Below are 16,265 nucleotides of genomic sequence, written 5' to 3'. Positions count from 1 at the left end.
ACCACAACCGTACCAACGGGGGGATTTTTTCCTCAACTGTCAAAGTCCGCCGAAATCACATCTCTACAGGACGCTCCACTAATCCTCCATCCCGTCCCAAGGGCCCGGCCACGGTGTTTCTAGACATACTCTCGCGATTCGTATCAGTTGCCGGCGTTTGAAATTTGACCGCGCAAGTCCTCTGCGTTCCATGTCCGACCGGCGTCAAGCAATGCACGCGCAGTGGGGACTTGGCCCCAGACATTCCAGTTTAAGATCCCGACGAGCCTTTTTTGGTCAAGGAAATAGACCACGCCCTCCTCTGCCAAACTCGTCCAATCCTCCACCATTTCGTACCTGACATCTAAATGCCCCACCGCCTCGTAGCCCCAGGAGTAGATGTCGGAATAGAAAAAGGGTCGCGTGGCATAGGCATCGCGGGCCCCGGCCATATTGCGGCCGACCAACCGACCTTGTACCAAAGCCCGGTCCTCATGCATCATCGGGGCAAACTCCCCCTCTACCCGTGCAATGTCACCTGCAGCGTAGATTCCCCTCTGCTGTGTTTGACCATAAACGTCGACTGAAATCCCCGGGATGCCGGACATTAACAGACCTGTGGTCTGAGGCAATGCCGAGTTGAGGACCCAGCCCACACCGACCACGATGACGTCCCCCGCGATGCGGCAACCGGCCGCCGTTACCACTGTGGGCGTACTCTGCGATTCAATCGTTCGAACTTGAGTGCCTGTGATTACTTCTACCCCATGATCCCGGTAAGCGCTAAGCAGCCGCTTTCTCAAGGTTTCCGGGAAAATGCGGCCAAAAGGTTGGTGTTCATGGATAATCCAAACGACTTGATGGCCGCGCTCCGATAGCGCGGCCGCCATTTCCGAGCCAATAAATCCGCCACCCACAACGATCACCCGCGAGGGCCCTTGGTCCAACCGCCGGGCCAGCCGCAAATGTTCAGATAAGCGACCGGGATAGTATATGTCCTCCCCGGAACCCGGCAACTGCCGCGCACGGCCACCTACCGTGAGCAACAATTTTTCGTAGCCCGCGGAAAATCCTGAAGATGTTCGTATGACGCGCGAATCGCTGTCAACGTCAATGACGGGACTGCCCAGTTGATAGTGGAGGTGACCAATGCTCAACAAGTCGCTCTCCCATAACGTTTCCAGCTTGGCGCCTCGCCACAATCCCTTGGACAACGGGGGTCGTGCATATGGCAAGAACGGCTCATCCCCCACCACTAGAATCTCACCCTCTGGGTCCACTTCCCGGATTCCCCGGATAGCTGACATGCCCGCCATCCCTGCCCCCACAATCACATAGGGATACCGTCTCACCAACGTCCTCACCCTTTCCTGATTCCCTAGAGGTCCCAACTCAATTTGTTCGAGTTCTGCTTCCAATCCGCAATCGCCGGGGAACTTCGGCTTGACGTCACTGGGGACCCCCTAGGACGGGCAGGCCAGCCACACGCGGACGTTGAATCGCCCCACACCATACGGATTGTCAAGCGATTTGACCGGATGCCGGTTTAGCCTATTCCTGGCCGAGCAGCGCATCTAATACCCATGGAAACATTCCGCCCTTTTCATATAGATCCCATTCCCCGGGAGTATCCAAACGAACCATGACTTGATGGACGTTCTTGTCTCCAGTTGAGTTAATCACCGTGACTTCGAGCGGTCGGTCCGTTGGGCCCCGTAACGCCGAAACGTCGGGCCATACGATTTTCTCGTCGCCCTGTATCCCCCATGTCCCCCAAGATTCACCAGGAAGAAACTCTAAGGGCAAGATGCCCATGCCAATAAGGTTGCTACGGTGAATCCGCTCAAATGAACGAGCCAGAACGGCCGTCACACCGAGTAACACTGTCCCCTTTGCAGCCCAGTCGCGCGAGCTACCCGATCCATACCGCTCCCCGGCCATAATGACCACAGGAACCCCCTCGTCTTGGTAGCGCATCGCCGCGTCGTAAATCGTCATCTCCGCACCCGACGGCTGGTGCACGGTGAGACCCCCTAACTTGTCCACCATCCAGTTGCGCAACCGAGGGTTCGCAAATGTGCCGCGCACCATCACTTCGTGATTGCCCCTGCGGGACCCGTAGGAGTTAAACTCTTTAGGATCTACGCCCTTCCCGATGAGGTATTGGCCGGCGGGACTTTTCGGAGCGATCGGCCCCGCAGGAGAAATGTGGTCAGTTGTGACCGCGTCGCCGAATAAGGCCAGGATCTGTCGCGGCCGTGCACCACCCAGTTCTGCTTCTGGGGGCCGCATCCGCACGAACGACGGGCGCTGAATGTATGTGGAGGTTGAATCCCAACGATATTGCTCGGAAACGGGCACTGCCACGCTCTTCCAGCTGTCTCCCCCGGAAAAAATGTCTCGGTAACGTTCCTGAAAGAGATCCGGGCGAACTTCCTGCGCGACAACCTGATCGATTTCTTTGGGGGATGGCCAGAGGTCCTTCAAAAATACCGGATGGCCCGCGACATCAAATCCAAGGGGCTCTTTGACCAGATTGACCCGCATGGTTCCCGCCAATGCATAAGCCACTACCAAGGGGGGCGACATCAGATAGTTTAGCCGCGTTTCGGGATGAATACGTCCCTCGAAATTCCGATTTCCACTCAACACGGACGCAACGACCAGATCGCTCCGATGCACCGCATCACTAACTTCCTCAAGCAAAGGGCCACTATTGCCGATGCACGTCGTGCAACCGTAACCGACAACGCTAAACCCTAGTGCTTCCAAATGAGGGAGCAGACCCGCATTTTCCAAGTAGCTTGTGACCACTCGCGACCCGGGTGCCAAGCTCGTCTTTACGTAGCGTGGCGGTCGCAGGCCGCGGGCTACCGCCTTTTGAGCCAAAAGACCGGCCGCGACCATGACGTACGGATTAGAGGTGTTAGTACAACTGGTAATAGCAGCAATCACCACTGCACCATCTTGAATGGCTTCCCGCTGTCCATCCATATAAACCACCTCGTCGGATGCAACGCCTGCCGGTGGAGCACGAAATGTAGCCAACGTTTCCTGTAAGGCCATGTCGGCCTCATTCAGCGAAATCCGCTCTTGGGGATTCTTCGGTCCGGCAATGCTAGGTACAATACTAGATAGGTCGAGACGCACGACCTCGTCATAGATTCTCTGGTCGCCGGCATCGCCCCACATCCCTTGCAGTCGAAAGTACCATTCCGCCCGTTGGACGTCCTCCGGACGGCGACCTGTTTGGAGCAAGTAGTCCATTGTCTTGGAATCGGGTGGGAACACGACCGCGGTCGCCCCATATTCGGGAGCCATGTTGCTTATCGTGGCTCGTTCCGGAACAGCAAGACTGGTCACTCCCGGCCCCATCACCTCGACGAACTTTCCGACCACACCATGCTGACGCAGCGTTTCCGTGATTGTTAGCACCAGGTCCGTCGCCGTGACCCCGGGCTTTAACGCCCCCATAAGCTCCAGGGCCGTAACACGGGGCCAGCCCAGATCCAACGGCAAGCCCAAAAGGCCCGCTTCGGCCTCAATGCCGCCCACGCCCCAAGCCAAGCCCCCTGCGCCGTTCACCATGGTCGTATGCGAATCGGTGCCAATGACAGAGTCGGGAAACAGTGCCGGCCCGTCTTCGCGAACGACGGGCGTGAGGTACTCGAGGTTGACTTGATGCACAATTCCTCGTCCAGGAGGAACGACGCGCAGACCGGGAAAGTGGGTCTCGGCCCACTTCAACAGTCCGTACCGTTCGTGGTTTCGCTCAAATTCCCGCTGGACATTAAAATGTAGTGCCGATGCATCTGCCCACCGATCCACTTGGACGGAATGATCAATGACCAAATCCACAGGCACTTTGGGAGTCACGATGGCGGGGTCTCCCCCTTGTTCGGCAACAGCATCTCGGAGCGCCGTTAAGTCCACAAGAACGGGCACCCCGGTAAAGTCTTGGAGCAACACCCGAGCCGGATAGAAAGCCACGGGGCGCGGAGACCCTCCCGGCCAGCGCGCCAAATTTTCAATATCTGACGCGGTGATTGTCCGGCCGTCCTCGCGCCGAAGCATGGATTCCAGAAAAACTTGAATGACGTAAGGTAATCGGTTCCAATGCGGATTTATCCGACTCAAAACCTCCAGCGCCCATATATGGTAGGAGCGTCTGGCAAAAACCTTTTCGGTTTCGGCCCCGAACGACCCTCTCTTCGCGGTCATTAGTACATCTCCTTTCTAGCTATGTCGGCCAACGTTGGATATTCTGTCATTTAGGATACGTGCCGCTTAGGGTCCGCCCGATGCCAGATCCTTTGACGGTAACGAAATAGGGCCGCGCGCTTGAGTTCCCCCGCCAATACGCCGTGAAGCGGCACCAAGGGCGTTAGCACCCACCCCACGCCCCGAAGGGGGCCAAGAGACACGACTATACCGCGAGTACTGTGACGGAAGGGCTGCGGCAACCTCCTTTCAAGAGCGTAGGCTGCTATCACACGCCCGACGAAATTACCCATTGCCTGGGCCGTCTCCGCCGTTTGCAGTGAACCGACGGCGTATGGTCGATTCAATTGCCACAAATCGCCTGCTACAAACAGGTGGCCATCAATGCGTCCTCGGGAATCCGCAATGGGGTATCCCCGCGGCCCGCATGCTATCCCGCTCTCTTTAATCCAGTGAGGCGGCTTGATGCCGCCGGCCCAGATCAACAGATCATAGGGAACGTCCCCAGAGTCCGTGTATACCGTGGATGCGTTAACGTGGACCATGTGCCGCGACAATCTCACGTCGACACCAGAAGACTCTAGAAAATCGTGAGCATATTGGCCATACCGTGCTGGCATATTAGGAAGCAACGAGGGCTGCCGCTCTAAGAGAGTTACATAATGGCCTTTCAGACTGGCCGCCAGTTCCACGCCCGTAAATCCCCCGCCTGCAATGACAATGCGCGACGACGGCTTACGTCGCAGTGCCTTTATGATTTGAATTGCGTCGAGTGCCGTCCGAACCGGCCACGCATGTGCGTGGAGACCCGGCACGTCCGGAAACGCCGCCTCTGTGCCGACTGCCAGGAGCGCATAATCGAAGTGCAAGGGCTCATCATCGGCGAGAAACACCTGTTGATTGCGGCGGTCAAGTCCTATGACGCGCCTTTGGCAGTACCGCACACCAGTACCTTGAAGTAATGTTGAAAAATCCAGGATACGCGAGTAAATGTCCAAACCTTTTTCCAAGACGTGCGGAATCTCCGGGATTAAGGCATGCCCTGGACCCGCATCGACAAGACAGATGTCCGCCTTCGTTCCGGCTGCAGCAAGCCTTCGAAGAAGACTTGCAATGGCCGCCATGCCGGCAAACCCTCCCCCGATGACTACGATCCGAGGGTTCGAACGGATTGTCACGGTTTGCACCCCCTTTGAGTCGGTCCAGCGGTGTTCCCACTGCACCATCACAATATCGCGGACAGTTCCCTGTTCTGTGACCCACATCACAAATTGGCAAAAAGTGTAGACAATTCCAAACCGCTGACATCAGGCCGGGGGCATTAAGCATGAGTCCTGGTGGTCCTGCATTTAACGGCAACGTCATCGCGTTGCCCAGGCCCTACGTTAGGACTCAGTTCGCGGAGTGCGTGACGTGCGTCACTGCACATGATGAAGACATGGGCAAAAATCCCAATGATCCTGAAACGAGAGGGTGACGATGATGTCAAATCGTGAAACAGCTCTAGCCATGATCGCCCATCACGCCGAGATGGCAGAAGAACTCAACGACCGTGCGCAGGCGATGGGTCCCGAGGGAGATTGGATCCCCCGGCGCGACCACATTGTCCGTTACTTACTGGACAACGTGTTGCCTCATGCCCAGGCAGAGGAATCCACAATTTATGAAGCCGCCGTGCAACAGGTCGTTCTCTCCGCACTCGTGCAGTCGATGCTCTGGGAACACACAGTCATTCGAGACATGGCTCACGAACTAAGCAAGTGCGCTGACCGGAGCGAAGCTCGCATGCTTGCCGCCCAAGCCTAAGCTCTTCTGGGTGCACGCGGAAAAGGAAAACCGCTTCATTATTTCCGCCCTGGAACCCCTGTCCGACATTAACCTCAACGCCATACTTGGCGCTATGCGGGAGTCCTTGGCTGGTTGACAAATTTCCCGACGTACCTGTGAATGTTCCGGATTAGTTGGTCGTCTCATTTCAAGAAGTTCCGTGATGTCGCCGTGCCCGTGTTATGGGCGCGGCGACTCGCGGTTGGCTCGCCTCGAGAGGCACAAGACCTGCCAAAGGCATTCCGTCTTGGCGGCGCATCGGCCGCTTGGGACCGTTTCGCCTGCCAGTAGGGTTCAAGGTTCAAGTACCGCTGGCCGGTGGTCTACCCGGCGTGTTGCTCGAACAACATCGCGCCCCAGAGGTAGACCGCCGAATCCCGGTTCGGAAAGTTGCGGATCAGCCGGTCCCGGCGCCGGATCTCGGCATTGGTCCGAATCCCAATCGCTGGGCCCGGCCCTGACGCACCATTTCATCCCCACCCCTCCCGCATTGCCGGGATCTCCCTATAGGAGATAAGACCGATATTGTTCCCGGTCGCGATATTGGATGGGCGCTCGGCGCAAGTGGGCCAGCGGCAAGCTCCAAATATGCACCAACCGTGTGAACGGCGAAATCGCAAACAGAAGGAAGGCCAGAATAATGTGCACTTGAAACGCGACTGGAACATGGGTCATAAGAGCAGCATTAGGATGGAGAACGAAGAGTCCCCTAACCCAGGGGCCCACGCTTGCCCGGTATTCATAGGGGCCCATCACGTTATTGCGGATGATGGTGAGATAGTCGCCCGTCGTGACGACGATAAACAGAAGGCTCAGGGCAACGATATCCGAAACGCTGGAGTTTCTCCGCACGCGAACGTTCCCGAACCGCCGTAGGAGCAGGATGGCTAGCCCGGCCCACGTCATAAGACCTGCAATAGCCCCCAAGATATCGGCGTTTTCGTGATACAAGTGGGCCGAAATCCCCATCGCTTGATATGCGCTTAATGGCACTAAAAGCCCCATTACGTGGCCTACGATGACCAACAAGATGCCCCAGTGGAAAAGTTGACTTCCCCATTTCAACCAGCGTTTTTCTAAAAGCTCGCTGGAACGGGAGCCCCAACTCATGGGATTGTGGGCGTACCGGTACACACTCCCAATAATCATGGTCGCCAACGCCAGATAGGGATAGATAATCCACCAAAACTGAGTCATTGCACACCCCTTCCTGAACTCAAAGCCTATTGATATTCGATCGGATACGGAAGATCAGCCAAGTCTGGACATTCCTCCGCCGTCGGCAGTCCCTCGGTTGGCGCCCCTAATACCCGATTCAAGATGACGAATAACGGCCGGTAAAGATGCGCCGCGTCGAGATGTTGTGCGATGTTGTAAGCCACCTTAGCCACCCGCTCCACCACAACCTCGGGCACCAACCCCGGCCGTACCGCCAGGAGTTCCAGCAAGAGTGGCAAATAGTCCGCCAGTTGATCGTCCGGGACCTCGTACCCGGCCTCATGATAGAGGTTTGTCAGTTCAATCAACGCCTCGCCCCGGTCTCGTGAGTCGCCGAGTTCATGGGCCGTCACGTATAGCGCCGCCTTGGGGTCAAAGTCGAAGGTCTCGACATAGAGTTTTTCCAAGGCCACCTGATCATGGTGCTGAAAGCGCCGCATGATCTGGCCGACCTCCGACTCAAGCTCCTCAGCCACCTCTATCCGGTCCGCAAGTCGCGCCCAGAAACTGTCGGCGCCGGGGTAATCAAGAAGCCCGGAAAGCAGTTTCAAAACCACCCGCGTCTCGTCTGTCACAAGGACCCCTCCTTATTTCGCGTGATCCGTCAATTGAATCAACCGCTGAGGAGCCATGATGCCTTCTGGCGGCGCCAGCTCCTCTAAACTGCAGGCTCCTTGTTCATATTCCAAGTTGGCGTCGCGGTTGCGGTTGCCGGTCGGAATGACGTAGCGTTCTCCGTATTTGGCAACGGCGAGCAGGCGCGCCATTTCGTCGACTTGCGATAGACTGAGGTTCGCCTCCTTTAACAGTTGGCTTGACGTCAACAAATCGCCCGAACCGCCTAAATTCTTTTCTCGCATGGCGGCACGCATGGCCGTCAGTCGCAACAGCGATCGGCGCACTGGTCCAAGATCTCCCGCGGAGAGAATGGATGCCAAGTATTCCATGGGGATACGCATGCTGTCCACGGCGGTAAGATAGGCGTCAGTGGCCATGTCGGCCTCGTTGGCCAAGTGATTCATCATCGGACTTAACGGGGGCACATACCAGACCATGGGCATGGTGCGGTACTCCGGATGGAGCGGAAGGGCGATCTTCCATTCCACCGCCATTTTGTAGACCGGAGAATTTTGGGCTCCCTCAATCCAGGCGTCCGGGATGCCTTGGCGCCGCGCCTCTCGAATAATCTCGGGATCATGAGGGTCGAGGAAAACCTTGAGCTGGGCCTCATAGACATCCTGGGGGTTCTCCACCGACGCGGCTTCCATGACGCGGTCCGCGTCATACAAAATGGGTCCCAGGTAGCGAATGCGGCCAACGCAGGTTTCGGAACAGACCGTCGGCAGGCCGGCTTCAATCCGCGGGTAGCAGAACGTGCACTTTTCCGCCTTGTGGGTGTTCCAATTGAAGTAGACCTTCTTGTATGGACAGGCGCTCACACAAAACCGCCATCCACGGCATGCATCCTGGTCTACCAACACAATCCCGTCTTCTTCACGCTTGTACATAGCGCCGGAGGGACAAGCGGCAACGCAGGCAGGGTTCAGACAATGATTGCAGATGCGCGGAAGGTACATCATGAACGCCTGCTCATATTCCATCGCCACATGCTCGGACAGACCCTGAAGATTCGGATCACGCGGGGCAATCTCGGGCCCCCCCGCTAAGTCGTCATCCCAGTTTGGCCCCCATACCGGTTTTTCCATGACCTCCCCGGTTAACAGCGAATGGGGACGCGCGACAGGCTGATGTTGGCGGCGGGGACTATCCACGAGCGTTCGGTAGTCGTAAGTCCACGGCTCGTAATAATCGTCAATGGTCGGCAGATCGGGGTTGTAGAAGATATGGGCCAGCTTCGACAGCGGGCCCCCTGAACGGAGCTTCAGCTTGCCCCCCGACACGACCCAGCCGCCGTGATAGCGGTCTTGATTCTCCCATTCCTGGGGATACCCAGGGCCGGGGCGTGTTTCCACATTGTTGAACCACATGTATTCGGCACCTGGTCGGTTGGTCCAAGTGTTTTTGCATGTCACGCTGCAGGTATGGCAGCCAATGCATTTGTCGAGGTTCATCACCATCGCGATTTGGGCTTTAATCTTCAAGCCAGTCAACCTCCTTCAAGGGGCGAATCCATGCCAAGACGTCCCGCTGGTGCCCGGTTGGTCCGTAGTAGTTCATGCTGTAGCTCAGCTGTCCATAGCCTCCAATCATGTGGGTGCCCTTCGGAATGATGCGCGTCACACTGTTGTGGGTACCGCCGCGATCGCCTGTCACCAAGCTCTTCGGCACCCCGATAGTGCGGTCCTGAGCGTGATACATCATCGCAATGCCCTTCGGCAGCCGATGTGAAATGACCGCCCGCGCCACAATGGCCCCGTTGCGGTTGAACACTTCGATCCAGTCGTTGTCCTTAATCCCGATGCGCTCCGCGTCTTCCACGCTCATCCACACCGTTTGGCCGCCTCGAAACAGCGTCAACATCCGCGGGGTATCGGAATAGGTCGAGTGAATGCCCCATTTTTGGTGAGGCGTCAGATAGCGGACCGTCACGGCCTGCGACACGTCCGCTTGGGAATCCGGGTGGTCTCCCGCAGCAAACGGCGGAGCCTCATTGGGTGCGCGGTAGACGGGCAATCCTTCGCCATAGTCCAACATGATTTCATGGTCCAAATAGAAGTGCTGGCGTCCGGTAATCGTTCTCCACGGAATCTTGAAATCGACATTAGCGGTAAATGGGGAATAGCGCCGACCTTCGCCTTCGAGACCTGACCATACGGGAGCGGGCAGGGCCAGCCGCGGTTGGACGGTCAAATCCTCGAAACGGTAAGCCGTATCCTCACGCCCGTGAATCGCCCCCATTAAGGGCATGCCGGTGGTCTGTTCCAACGCCTGCCATTCCTCAACAGCCCGATGTCCATTGGTCGGGCCTGACAGCGTTAAGATGGCCTCGGCCGCCTGTTTTCCCGTCCACAACGACGGCCGCCCCGATCCCGGACCCGGCCGGTTGGATCGCCCGACTCGCTCGGACAACTCCTGAACGGCCGCATGGCCGTCAATGCGAATGCCCTTCGTAACCAGGGATTCGTCCGCCAAGGGGCCCAAGGTGGTCATTTGATCCACCAGGTGAGCATAGTCTCGCCGCACCAGCACTAGATTCGGCAAAGTTTTGCCTACAATGGGTTCGCATTCTCCGCGCCGCCAGTCGCGCACTTTGCCCCCCGGCTGCGCCATCTCTCCCGGCGAATCATGCTGAAGTGGCGCCATCACCAGATCATCGACGACCGGCAAATACTCGCTGGCGATGCGCGAAAAGGTTTCCGCCAAGGTCCGGAACGTATCCCAGTCGCTCTTGGACTCAAACAGCGGAGCCACGGCCGGATTGAAGGGATGAACAAACGGGTGCATATCAGTGCTGCTCAAATCGTGCTTCTCGTACCAAGTCGCGGCCGGCAGCACGATGTCCGCATACAGACCGCTGGACGTCATCCGAAAGTCCACATCGATTAACAAATCGAGTTTGCCTTCAGGAATGTCCTCTCGCAATCGGATCGTTTCGGGTTGCCAGGACTCGTTGGGGTCGCCTAGCACATGGCCGGACGCCCCCAGCATGTGTTTTAAAAAGTACTCATGGCCCTTCCCGCTGGCCCCCAAGAGATTGGAACGCCAGACAAAGAATACCCGCGGAAAATTTCGGGGGTCGTCAGGGTTTTCGACCGCCCACTCCAACTCCCCATTGACCAACTTTTCGGCGGCGTACTGGGCGATTTGCTTCGCATCAGCGGCACCGGCCTGTCGGGCGGCGTCGACCACGTCCAAGGAATTCTGAGTCCATTGCGGGTAGGAAGGCAACCATCCCAACCGGGACGCCAGAGCGGCCATATCCGCAGGATGCTTGTCACGAAACGCACCGGATGTCGGAATTCCGGAAAGTGGTGTCGTCGGTTCTTCATACCGAAATTGATCGGTAGCAAAGTAGAAGAAAGCCGTTCCCGCATGTTGGCGGGGCGGGCGAACCCAGTCTGAAGCAAAGGCCAGCGTACTCCACCCTTCCAGCGGACGCACCTTTTCTTGCCCGACGTAATGCGCCCAACCGCCGCCGTTCACGCCCTGGCTCCCCGTCAACATCACAAGATTAATGATGGAGCGATAAATCAAATCGCTGTGGTACCAGTGGTTGGTTCCGGCTCCCAGCGCGATCATGGAGCAGCCCTGGGTTTTGGCGGCGTTCTCGGCAAATTCCCGCGCCACGCGAATTGCCAGCCGGCGGTCAACGCCCGTTATCGCCTCCTGCCATGCGGGCGTATAGGCACGGGGATCATCATAGTCCCGGGGATAATCGCCGGGAAGCCCTCTGTCAACGCCCGCATGAGCCATCATCAGGTCATAGACCGTGGCCACCCAGAGGGTCTCGCCATCGGGATTGACGATGCGCCGGGCCGGCACCCCGCGCAGGAACGGCTCACCGCTGCCGGGTTCCAGATTGGGAAACGATATAGCGAGCACGTCATCGGACTGGTCAATAAAGCTCAGTTGGGGGTCGAGAGACTGTCCGGACGGATTCTCCATTTTCAGATTCCACTTTCGCTGGCCGTCCCACCGATAACCCAACGACCCATTGGGAATGTCCGGAGCATCCGTTTGCCCATCCCAAATCACGGTCTTCCACTCGGCTTCCGCCACGTTCATGCCGAGATCTTGGGCGTTCAAAAACCGATCCGCCGTCAAGATGTCGCCATTCTTTTTAATGGTGACCAGAAAGGGAAGGTCGGTGTAGGTCTTCGCGTAGTCGATAAAGTAGGGGGTCGGATGATCGACGTAAAATTCCTTTAAAACCACATGTGTCATGGCCATCGCCAAGGCCGCGTCCGTGCCCGCCTTGCACGGCAGCCAGACATCCGCAAATTTGACATACTCTGCATAATCGGGGCTCACGCCCACTACCTTGGTGCCGTTATACCGCGATTCCACCATAAAGTGAGCATCCGGCGTGCGTGTCATGGGCAAATTGGTGCCCCAAATAATAAAGTAACTGGCGTTGTACCAGTCAGCACTTTCCGGGACGTCGGTCTGCTCACCCCAAATTTGCGGGGAGGCTGGTGGCAAATCCGCGTACCAATCGTAAAAGCTTACCATTGTCGCTCCAGCAAGTGACAAAAAACGGGACCCCGCCGCAAAACTGACTTGCGACATCGCGGGAATGGGACTAAAACCGGCAACGCGATCGGGACCATAGGTCTTTGCCGTGTCCAACATCGCCGCCGCAATAATTTCGCTAATCGTGTCCCAATCAGCGCGCACAAATCCCCCTTTGCCGCGCGCCTTTTGATAGGCCCGCTTGACCTCGGGATCGTTGACCAGGCGGTGCCAGGCCGCCAGCGGGTTACTCTCTTTCGACCGCATCTCCTTCCAAGCGGATAGCAACTCCGCCCTCACGTAGGGATATTTCACACGCCCCGGGCTGTACAGATACCATGAGTAACTCGCGCCTCGAGGGCACCCGCGGGGCTCGTACTCGGGCACATTGTCTCCCAAAGAGGGGTAGTCCGTCTGCTGCGTCTCCCACGTCACAATGCCGTTTTTCACGTGAATTTTCCAGCTGCATGACCCGGTGCAATTAACCCCGTGGGTCGAGCGCACCACGCGATCGTGCTGCCAGCGATGGCGATAGATGTCCTCCCATTCGCGAGAACGGACATTCTCTTCGCTCCAGCCCTGATTAATCCGTTGTCCCCGTTTGAGATAATCCAGGGATCGGAAGAGCGCATTCCGCTTACTTGCCATGATGTTTCCCCCTTTTTGCCGAGCCGTCATCCCTCTCTGGTAGGGGATCGAACCCCTGGCCGACAATCCGAAACCCCGGCTCGCGCACTTCCCGCAAAAAATCTGTCCAGCTGGCTGCATTCGCTGCGACCAAGATTAAGTGGTCGATTTGGCTAACATCCTCGATAGCCGCTATGGCCTCCGAAACGTCCTCCGGCACCGCCCCGAACCGGATGTCCAACAGGGCCAACAAGTCTTGGCGGTCATCATTAGTTATTGGATGCGGCTGATGAGACTCCATCTCGTTCTGTTCGCCCATTTGTTCCCCCCGCCCGTCAGACTTCGCGATGGTGCATAAACTCTTGATAGGTTGCTTGGCCCACGACGATCATTTCTTTTACGGTCTCGGCAAAGAACACCGTCGCATCCGCGCCGCCGATGTCAAGATCGGCCACGGAAAGCGACCGGCTCCATTCGGATCCGTCCCGCTCAATCGTTACCGTGACGACAAGATCCGCTCCACGCGTTACCCGCGCGCGATATTCAAATTCATGAACTCCAGCTTCCTGTGCGAGCTCCTTCAGGCGCCGATAGCTTCTGGGAAAGGCCCACCGTAAGGGAGTCGTCATAGGGAAACCCTCCCCTTGGCGTCCACGACCTCCGTCAATATCCCCTCTTCGTGGGCAGAATGGGATTTTAGCGTAGCCGCGAATTCACGCATCGAATCCAAAGCCGCCTGGTGGCGCCCGTTGACCATGGCTTCTTCCAAATCAGTGGCGAACCGCCGCAACGCACGATGCTCATGCTTCAGTGTTTTGATCCGTGGGTGGATATCGGGATTAACCTCAATCCACTCCAAGTACAACCCGGTTTCCTCTTCATGCGCGTGAACCAGGACGCGGGCTTCCGCGACTTCTAAAAACACTTCCGCCACTTCGGCGAACCGTTCCCGATCATCGCGGAAAAGCAAAGCCTCGGCCATCTTGAGCGCTTCCTGGACCTCATGCCAGGCATTTTCGTGAATCGCCCGGTGGGACGTGACCTGACGCAGTGCCGGACCAGACATGTTGCGAATCCCACCCTTCCGATAAATTTCACCAATGTTCGCTAAGTGTAGCCCATAATATACCAAATTCTGACCTTCCAGTCAGTCCTATTACGATGTAATCTTGCAATCTGAATGGATTGGGAACTGTGATCCATGTCACGTCGGACCGTGAAGGTTAGCCACCCATTTGGAACATTTCGAGATGTGGACTCCTCCTGTCCCCCCGTCCGCGCAGCTCGGAATAACGGTCAGAGCGATGGTGCCAGAGCCCGGCGACGGCATTTCGAATGTCCGCTTCGGTACCTCCCTGGCGTAGAATATCGCGGAGACTCAAGCCATGGTTCGCGTACAGGCAGAGAAACAGTCGGCCATCCGCAGCCAAGCGGGCCCGCGTGCAGGTACGACAAAACGGCTGGCTTACGGACGCGATGATGCCGATTTCCCCTCCACCGTCATCATAGGCATAGCGGGTGGCCACCTCTCCGTAATAGGCTCGATCGATGGCATGAAGCGGCCACTGGCGAGAAATCCGTTCTAAAATTTCCTGAGCGGGGACGACCTCCTGGCGGGTCCAGCCATTGGAGTTCCCCACGTCCATGTATTCGATGAAGCGGACAATGTGACCACTAAAGCGAAAATGCTGCGCCAACGGGACCACATCCTCATCATTCATTCCTCGCTTGACCACCACGTTGATTTTGATGGGACGCAATCCTGCCTCGTCCGCATGGTCAATGGCGCGAAGCACCCGGTCCGCCCCGAAGCCCACGCCGTTGATGCGGCCAAATCGCCCAGAATCAAGGGAATCCAGACTCACCGTAATCCGGCTCAATCCCGCCTCCCGAAGCGCCTGAGCCCGTTCCCTGCTCAACAGTGATCCATTGGTGGTTAGCGCAACATCATCAATACCCGCGATGTGGGTCAAGCCTTCAATCAAGGGCGCAATATCGCGGCGCAATAGCGGCTCGCCCCCGGTCAGGCGCACTTTGTGAACGCCAATGGGGGCTAAGGCGCGCACTACCGTCAGTATTTCATCTACGGTCATGGTATCCTCGGACGGCATGAAGTGGGTAGGCGATCCAAAGATTTCCTTGGGCATGCAATAGACGCAGCGAAAGTTGCAACGGTCGGTCAGGGATATGCGGAGGTCTCTCAACGGTCGGTTTAACTGATCCATCACCGGCGTCATCAAGATGCCTCCTCCGATGGCTTTTGGGCCCACACTAATTGGAACACCCGCGGGATAGTTGAGGGGGGAACAATGTCACGGCGTATTCCGCGCGTCGCCGGGCCGCCAATGGAGGAAATCAGATCCCGCATGGCCTCTGGGTTATCCACCGTAATGATGTCTTGATGCGTCCTCTCCTGCTCAATGACAAATCCCGCTTGCACCACATGGTGCCGGATTTTTTGCTGGCCGCGTTTGAAGAAGTCTCCCGGGCCCTCTAGTTGGTGCATTATCATCTGCACAAAGGGATTACTGTCGGCGCTCACTGCGTAAAGAAGGCGGCCCCCAGGTTTTAAGGCTTGGAACGCACGCCTTAAAATAGCATCAAGGTCGTCAACCAGATGAAAAAGCAGGAGCGCTGTCACGCCATCAACCATACCCCGTGGCCAGGACAAATCGATTAAATCGCGCTGAATAAACCAAGCCGGAATGCCGCGATTTGAGGCAGATTCCCACGCCTCATCCATCATCCGGCCCGCCCGATCGATGCCGAAAATCCAGATGGGTCCATTATTGGACCGTGCGTGGTTCTGCAATGCGGCAACCATCGCGCCGGTACCTGTTCCGATATCCACCCAAAGTTCGCCTGGCTTCAACGGAAGGCGCTCCACCAACGCTTCCCCCACGCCTTGGTTGTGTGACGCGAGCAACTTATGGTACAACGAGGCGCGGGGATCGAACCCGAGCGGATCGCCCCCATCAAACCACGCATAGTCGCCCGGCGCCTGAAAAGTGGCGACGCCGGGGCCGGTGATGTCATGCACCTCGGGCCCTGCCTCCAACACGCGCTGTTGGCTAGCCCCCCCTGCCATAGGACCGTCCCGCTGATAATCCAGAGAAGGTGCCGGCCCTCTGGAACTCTCAACGTCTCACCTCGATCTTTGCGTCCCGCTCCCCTCACAGTAAGATAGCCTCTCGGGATTCCGTTTTGCAGATGGGGCAAGGATTCTGCCCCGAACGCCAGGGCCATTTGCCCCCACGCCC

General features: G+C 57.3%; 13 protein-coding genes and 1 pseudogene. 1 reads left to right on the top strand and 13 read right to left on the bottom strand.

Translation table 11 applies throughout. From position 1 onward, the window contains the following. Nucleotides 1–143: 143 nt before the first annotated feature. From HIJ39_RS16730 to HIJ39_RS16720, 3 genes are all read right to left on the bottom strand, one after another. Nucleotides 144–1,331: an FAD-dependent oxidoreductase gene (locus HIJ39_RS16730; protein ID WP_169101694.1), complete on the bottom strand. Its 1,188-nt coding sequence runs from the start codon at nt 1,329–1,331 to the stop codon at nt 144–146. A 199-nt stretch (nt 1,332–1,530) separates the two neighbouring features. Then, complete coding sequence (acnA, locus tag HIJ39_RS16725) at nt 1,531–4,200, bottom strand: aconitate hydratase AcnA (RefSeq protein WP_169101693.1); 2,670 nt, start codon at nt 4,198–4,200, stop codon at nt 1,531–1,533. A 50-nt stretch (nt 4,201–4,250) separates the two neighbouring features. Next, a complete protein-coding gene (locus tag HIJ39_RS16720; RefSeq protein WP_169101692.1) occupies nt 4,251–5,378 on the bottom strand; it encodes an FAD-dependent oxidoreductase in 1,128 nt (375 codons plus the stop codon). A 301-nt stretch (nt 5,379–5,679) separates the two neighbouring features. Between HIJ39_RS16720 and HIJ39_RS16715 the strand changes: the two genes are divergently transcribed. Continuing rightward, nucleotides 5,680–6,006, top strand: coding sequence for a hemerythrin domain-containing protein (locus HIJ39_RS16715; protein WP_169101691.1), 327 nt, complete (start codon nt 5,680–5,682; stop codon nt 6,004–6,006). A 269-nt stretch (nt 6,007–6,275) separates the two neighbouring features. Here HIJ39_RS16715 and HIJ39_RS25220 read toward each other — a convergent pair. From HIJ39_RS25220 to HIJ39_RS16665, 10 genes and pseudogenes are all read right to left on the bottom strand, one after another. Then, nucleotides 6,276–6,461: pseudogene (locus HIJ39_RS25220) on the bottom strand (IS256 family transposase); the annotation flags it as partial. Nucleotides 6,462–6,531: 70 nt separating this feature from the next. Beyond that, nucleotides 6,532–7,224 (bottom strand): respiratory nitrate reductase subunit gamma, encoded by a 693-nt coding sequence (narI, locus tag HIJ39_RS16705; protein WP_169101690.1) that lies wholly within the window; start codon nt 7,222–7,224, stop codon nt 6,532–6,534. 26 nt (nt 7,225–7,250) lie between these two features. Continuing rightward, on the bottom strand, nt 7,251–7,820 hold the full coding sequence (gene narJ, locus HIJ39_RS16700) for a nitrate reductase molybdenum cofactor assembly chaperone (protein ID WP_207711744.1): 570 nt from the start codon (nt 7,818–7,820) through the stop codon (nt 7,251–7,253). Between the two features lie 12 nt (nt 7,821–7,832). Next, nucleotides 7,833–9,347, bottom strand: coding sequence for a nitrate reductase subunit beta (gene narH / locus HIJ39_RS16695; RefSeq protein WP_169101688.1), 1,515 nt, complete (start codon nt 9,345–9,347; stop codon nt 7,833–7,835). Continuing rightward, entirely contained in the window at nt 9,337–13,026 is a 3,690-nt protein-coding gene (locus HIJ39_RS16690) for a nitrate reductase subunit alpha (protein WP_169101686.1), read from the bottom strand. The genes narH and HIJ39_RS16690 overlap by 11 nt, the downstream gene beginning before the upstream one ends. Continuing rightward, entirely contained in the window at nt 13,016–13,324 is a 309-nt protein-coding gene (locus tag HIJ39_RS16685; RefSeq protein WP_207711743.1) for a hypothetical protein, read from the bottom strand. The genes HIJ39_RS16690 and HIJ39_RS16685 overlap by 11 nt, the downstream gene beginning before the upstream one ends. 16 nt (nt 13,325–13,340) lie before the next feature. Then, nucleotides 13,341–13,634, bottom strand: coding sequence for a hypothetical protein (locus tag HIJ39_RS16680; RefSeq protein WP_169101684.1), 294 nt, complete (start codon nt 13,632–13,634; stop codon nt 13,341–13,343). Then, on the bottom strand, nt 13,631–14,071 hold the full coding sequence (locus HIJ39_RS16675) for a hemerythrin domain-containing protein (protein WP_169101682.1): 441 nt from the start codon (nt 14,069–14,071) through the stop codon (nt 13,631–13,633). The genes HIJ39_RS16680 and HIJ39_RS16675 overlap by 4 nt, the downstream gene beginning before the upstream one ends. 157 nt (nt 14,072–14,228) lie before the next feature. Then, nucleotides 14,229–15,242 (bottom strand): GTP 3',8-cyclase MoaA, encoded by a 1,014-nt coding sequence (gene moaA, locus HIJ39_RS16670; RefSeq protein WP_207711742.1) that lies wholly within the window; start codon nt 15,240–15,242, stop codon nt 14,229–14,231. Further along, nucleotides 15,242–16,093 (bottom strand): class I SAM-dependent methyltransferase, encoded by an 852-nt coding sequence (locus HIJ39_RS16665; protein ID WP_169101680.1) that lies wholly within the window; start codon nt 16,091–16,093, stop codon nt 15,242–15,244. Before HIJ39_RS16665 ends, moaA begins: the two co-directional genes overlap by 1 nt. Between the last annotated feature and the right edge of the window lie 172 nt (nt 16,094–16,265).

It is taken from the genome of Sulfobacillus harzensis (assembly GCF_012933365.1).
Taxonomy (GTDB): Bacteria; Bacillota; Sulfobacillia; order Sulfobacillales; family Sulfobacillaceae; genus Sulfobacillus_B; species Sulfobacillus_B harzensis.
This window is presented reverse-complemented; position numbering and strand designations above follow the sequence as displayed.

Coding starts and splice junctions, on each gene's coding strand:
- acnA (WP_169101693.1), bottom strand. CDS start 4,200: ATGACCGCGAAGAGAGGGTCGTTCGGGGCCGAAACCGAAAAGGTTTTT.
- HIJ39_RS16665 (WP_169101680.1), bottom strand. CDS start 16,093: ATGGCAGGGGGGGCTAGCCAACAGCGCGTGTTGGAGGCAGGGCCCGAG.
- HIJ39_RS16690 (WP_169101686.1), bottom strand. CDS start 13,026: ATGGCAAGTAAGCGGAATGCGCTCTTCCGATCCCTGGATTATCTCAAA.
- HIJ39_RS16675 (WP_169101682.1), bottom strand. CDS start 14,071: ATGTCTGGTCCGGCACTGCGTCAGGTCACGTCCCACCGGGCGATTCAC.
- moaA (WP_207711742.1), bottom strand. CDS start 15,242: ATGACGCCGGTGATGGATCAGTTAAACCGACCGTTGAGAGACCTCCGC.
- HIJ39_RS16685 (WP_207711743.1), bottom strand. CDS start 13,324: ATGGGCGAACAGAACGAGATGGAGTCTCATCAGCCGCATCCAATAACT.
- narI (WP_169101690.1), bottom strand. CDS start 7,224: ATGACTCAGTTTTGGTGGATTATCTATCCCTATCTGGCGTTGGCGACC.
- HIJ39_RS16680 (WP_169101684.1), bottom strand. CDS start 13,634: ATGACGACTCCCTTACGGTGGGCCTTTCCCAGAAGCTATCGGCGCCTG.
- HIJ39_RS16715 (WP_169101691.1), top strand. CDS start 5,680: ATGATGTCAAATCGTGAAACAGCTCTAGCCATGATCGCCCATCACGCC.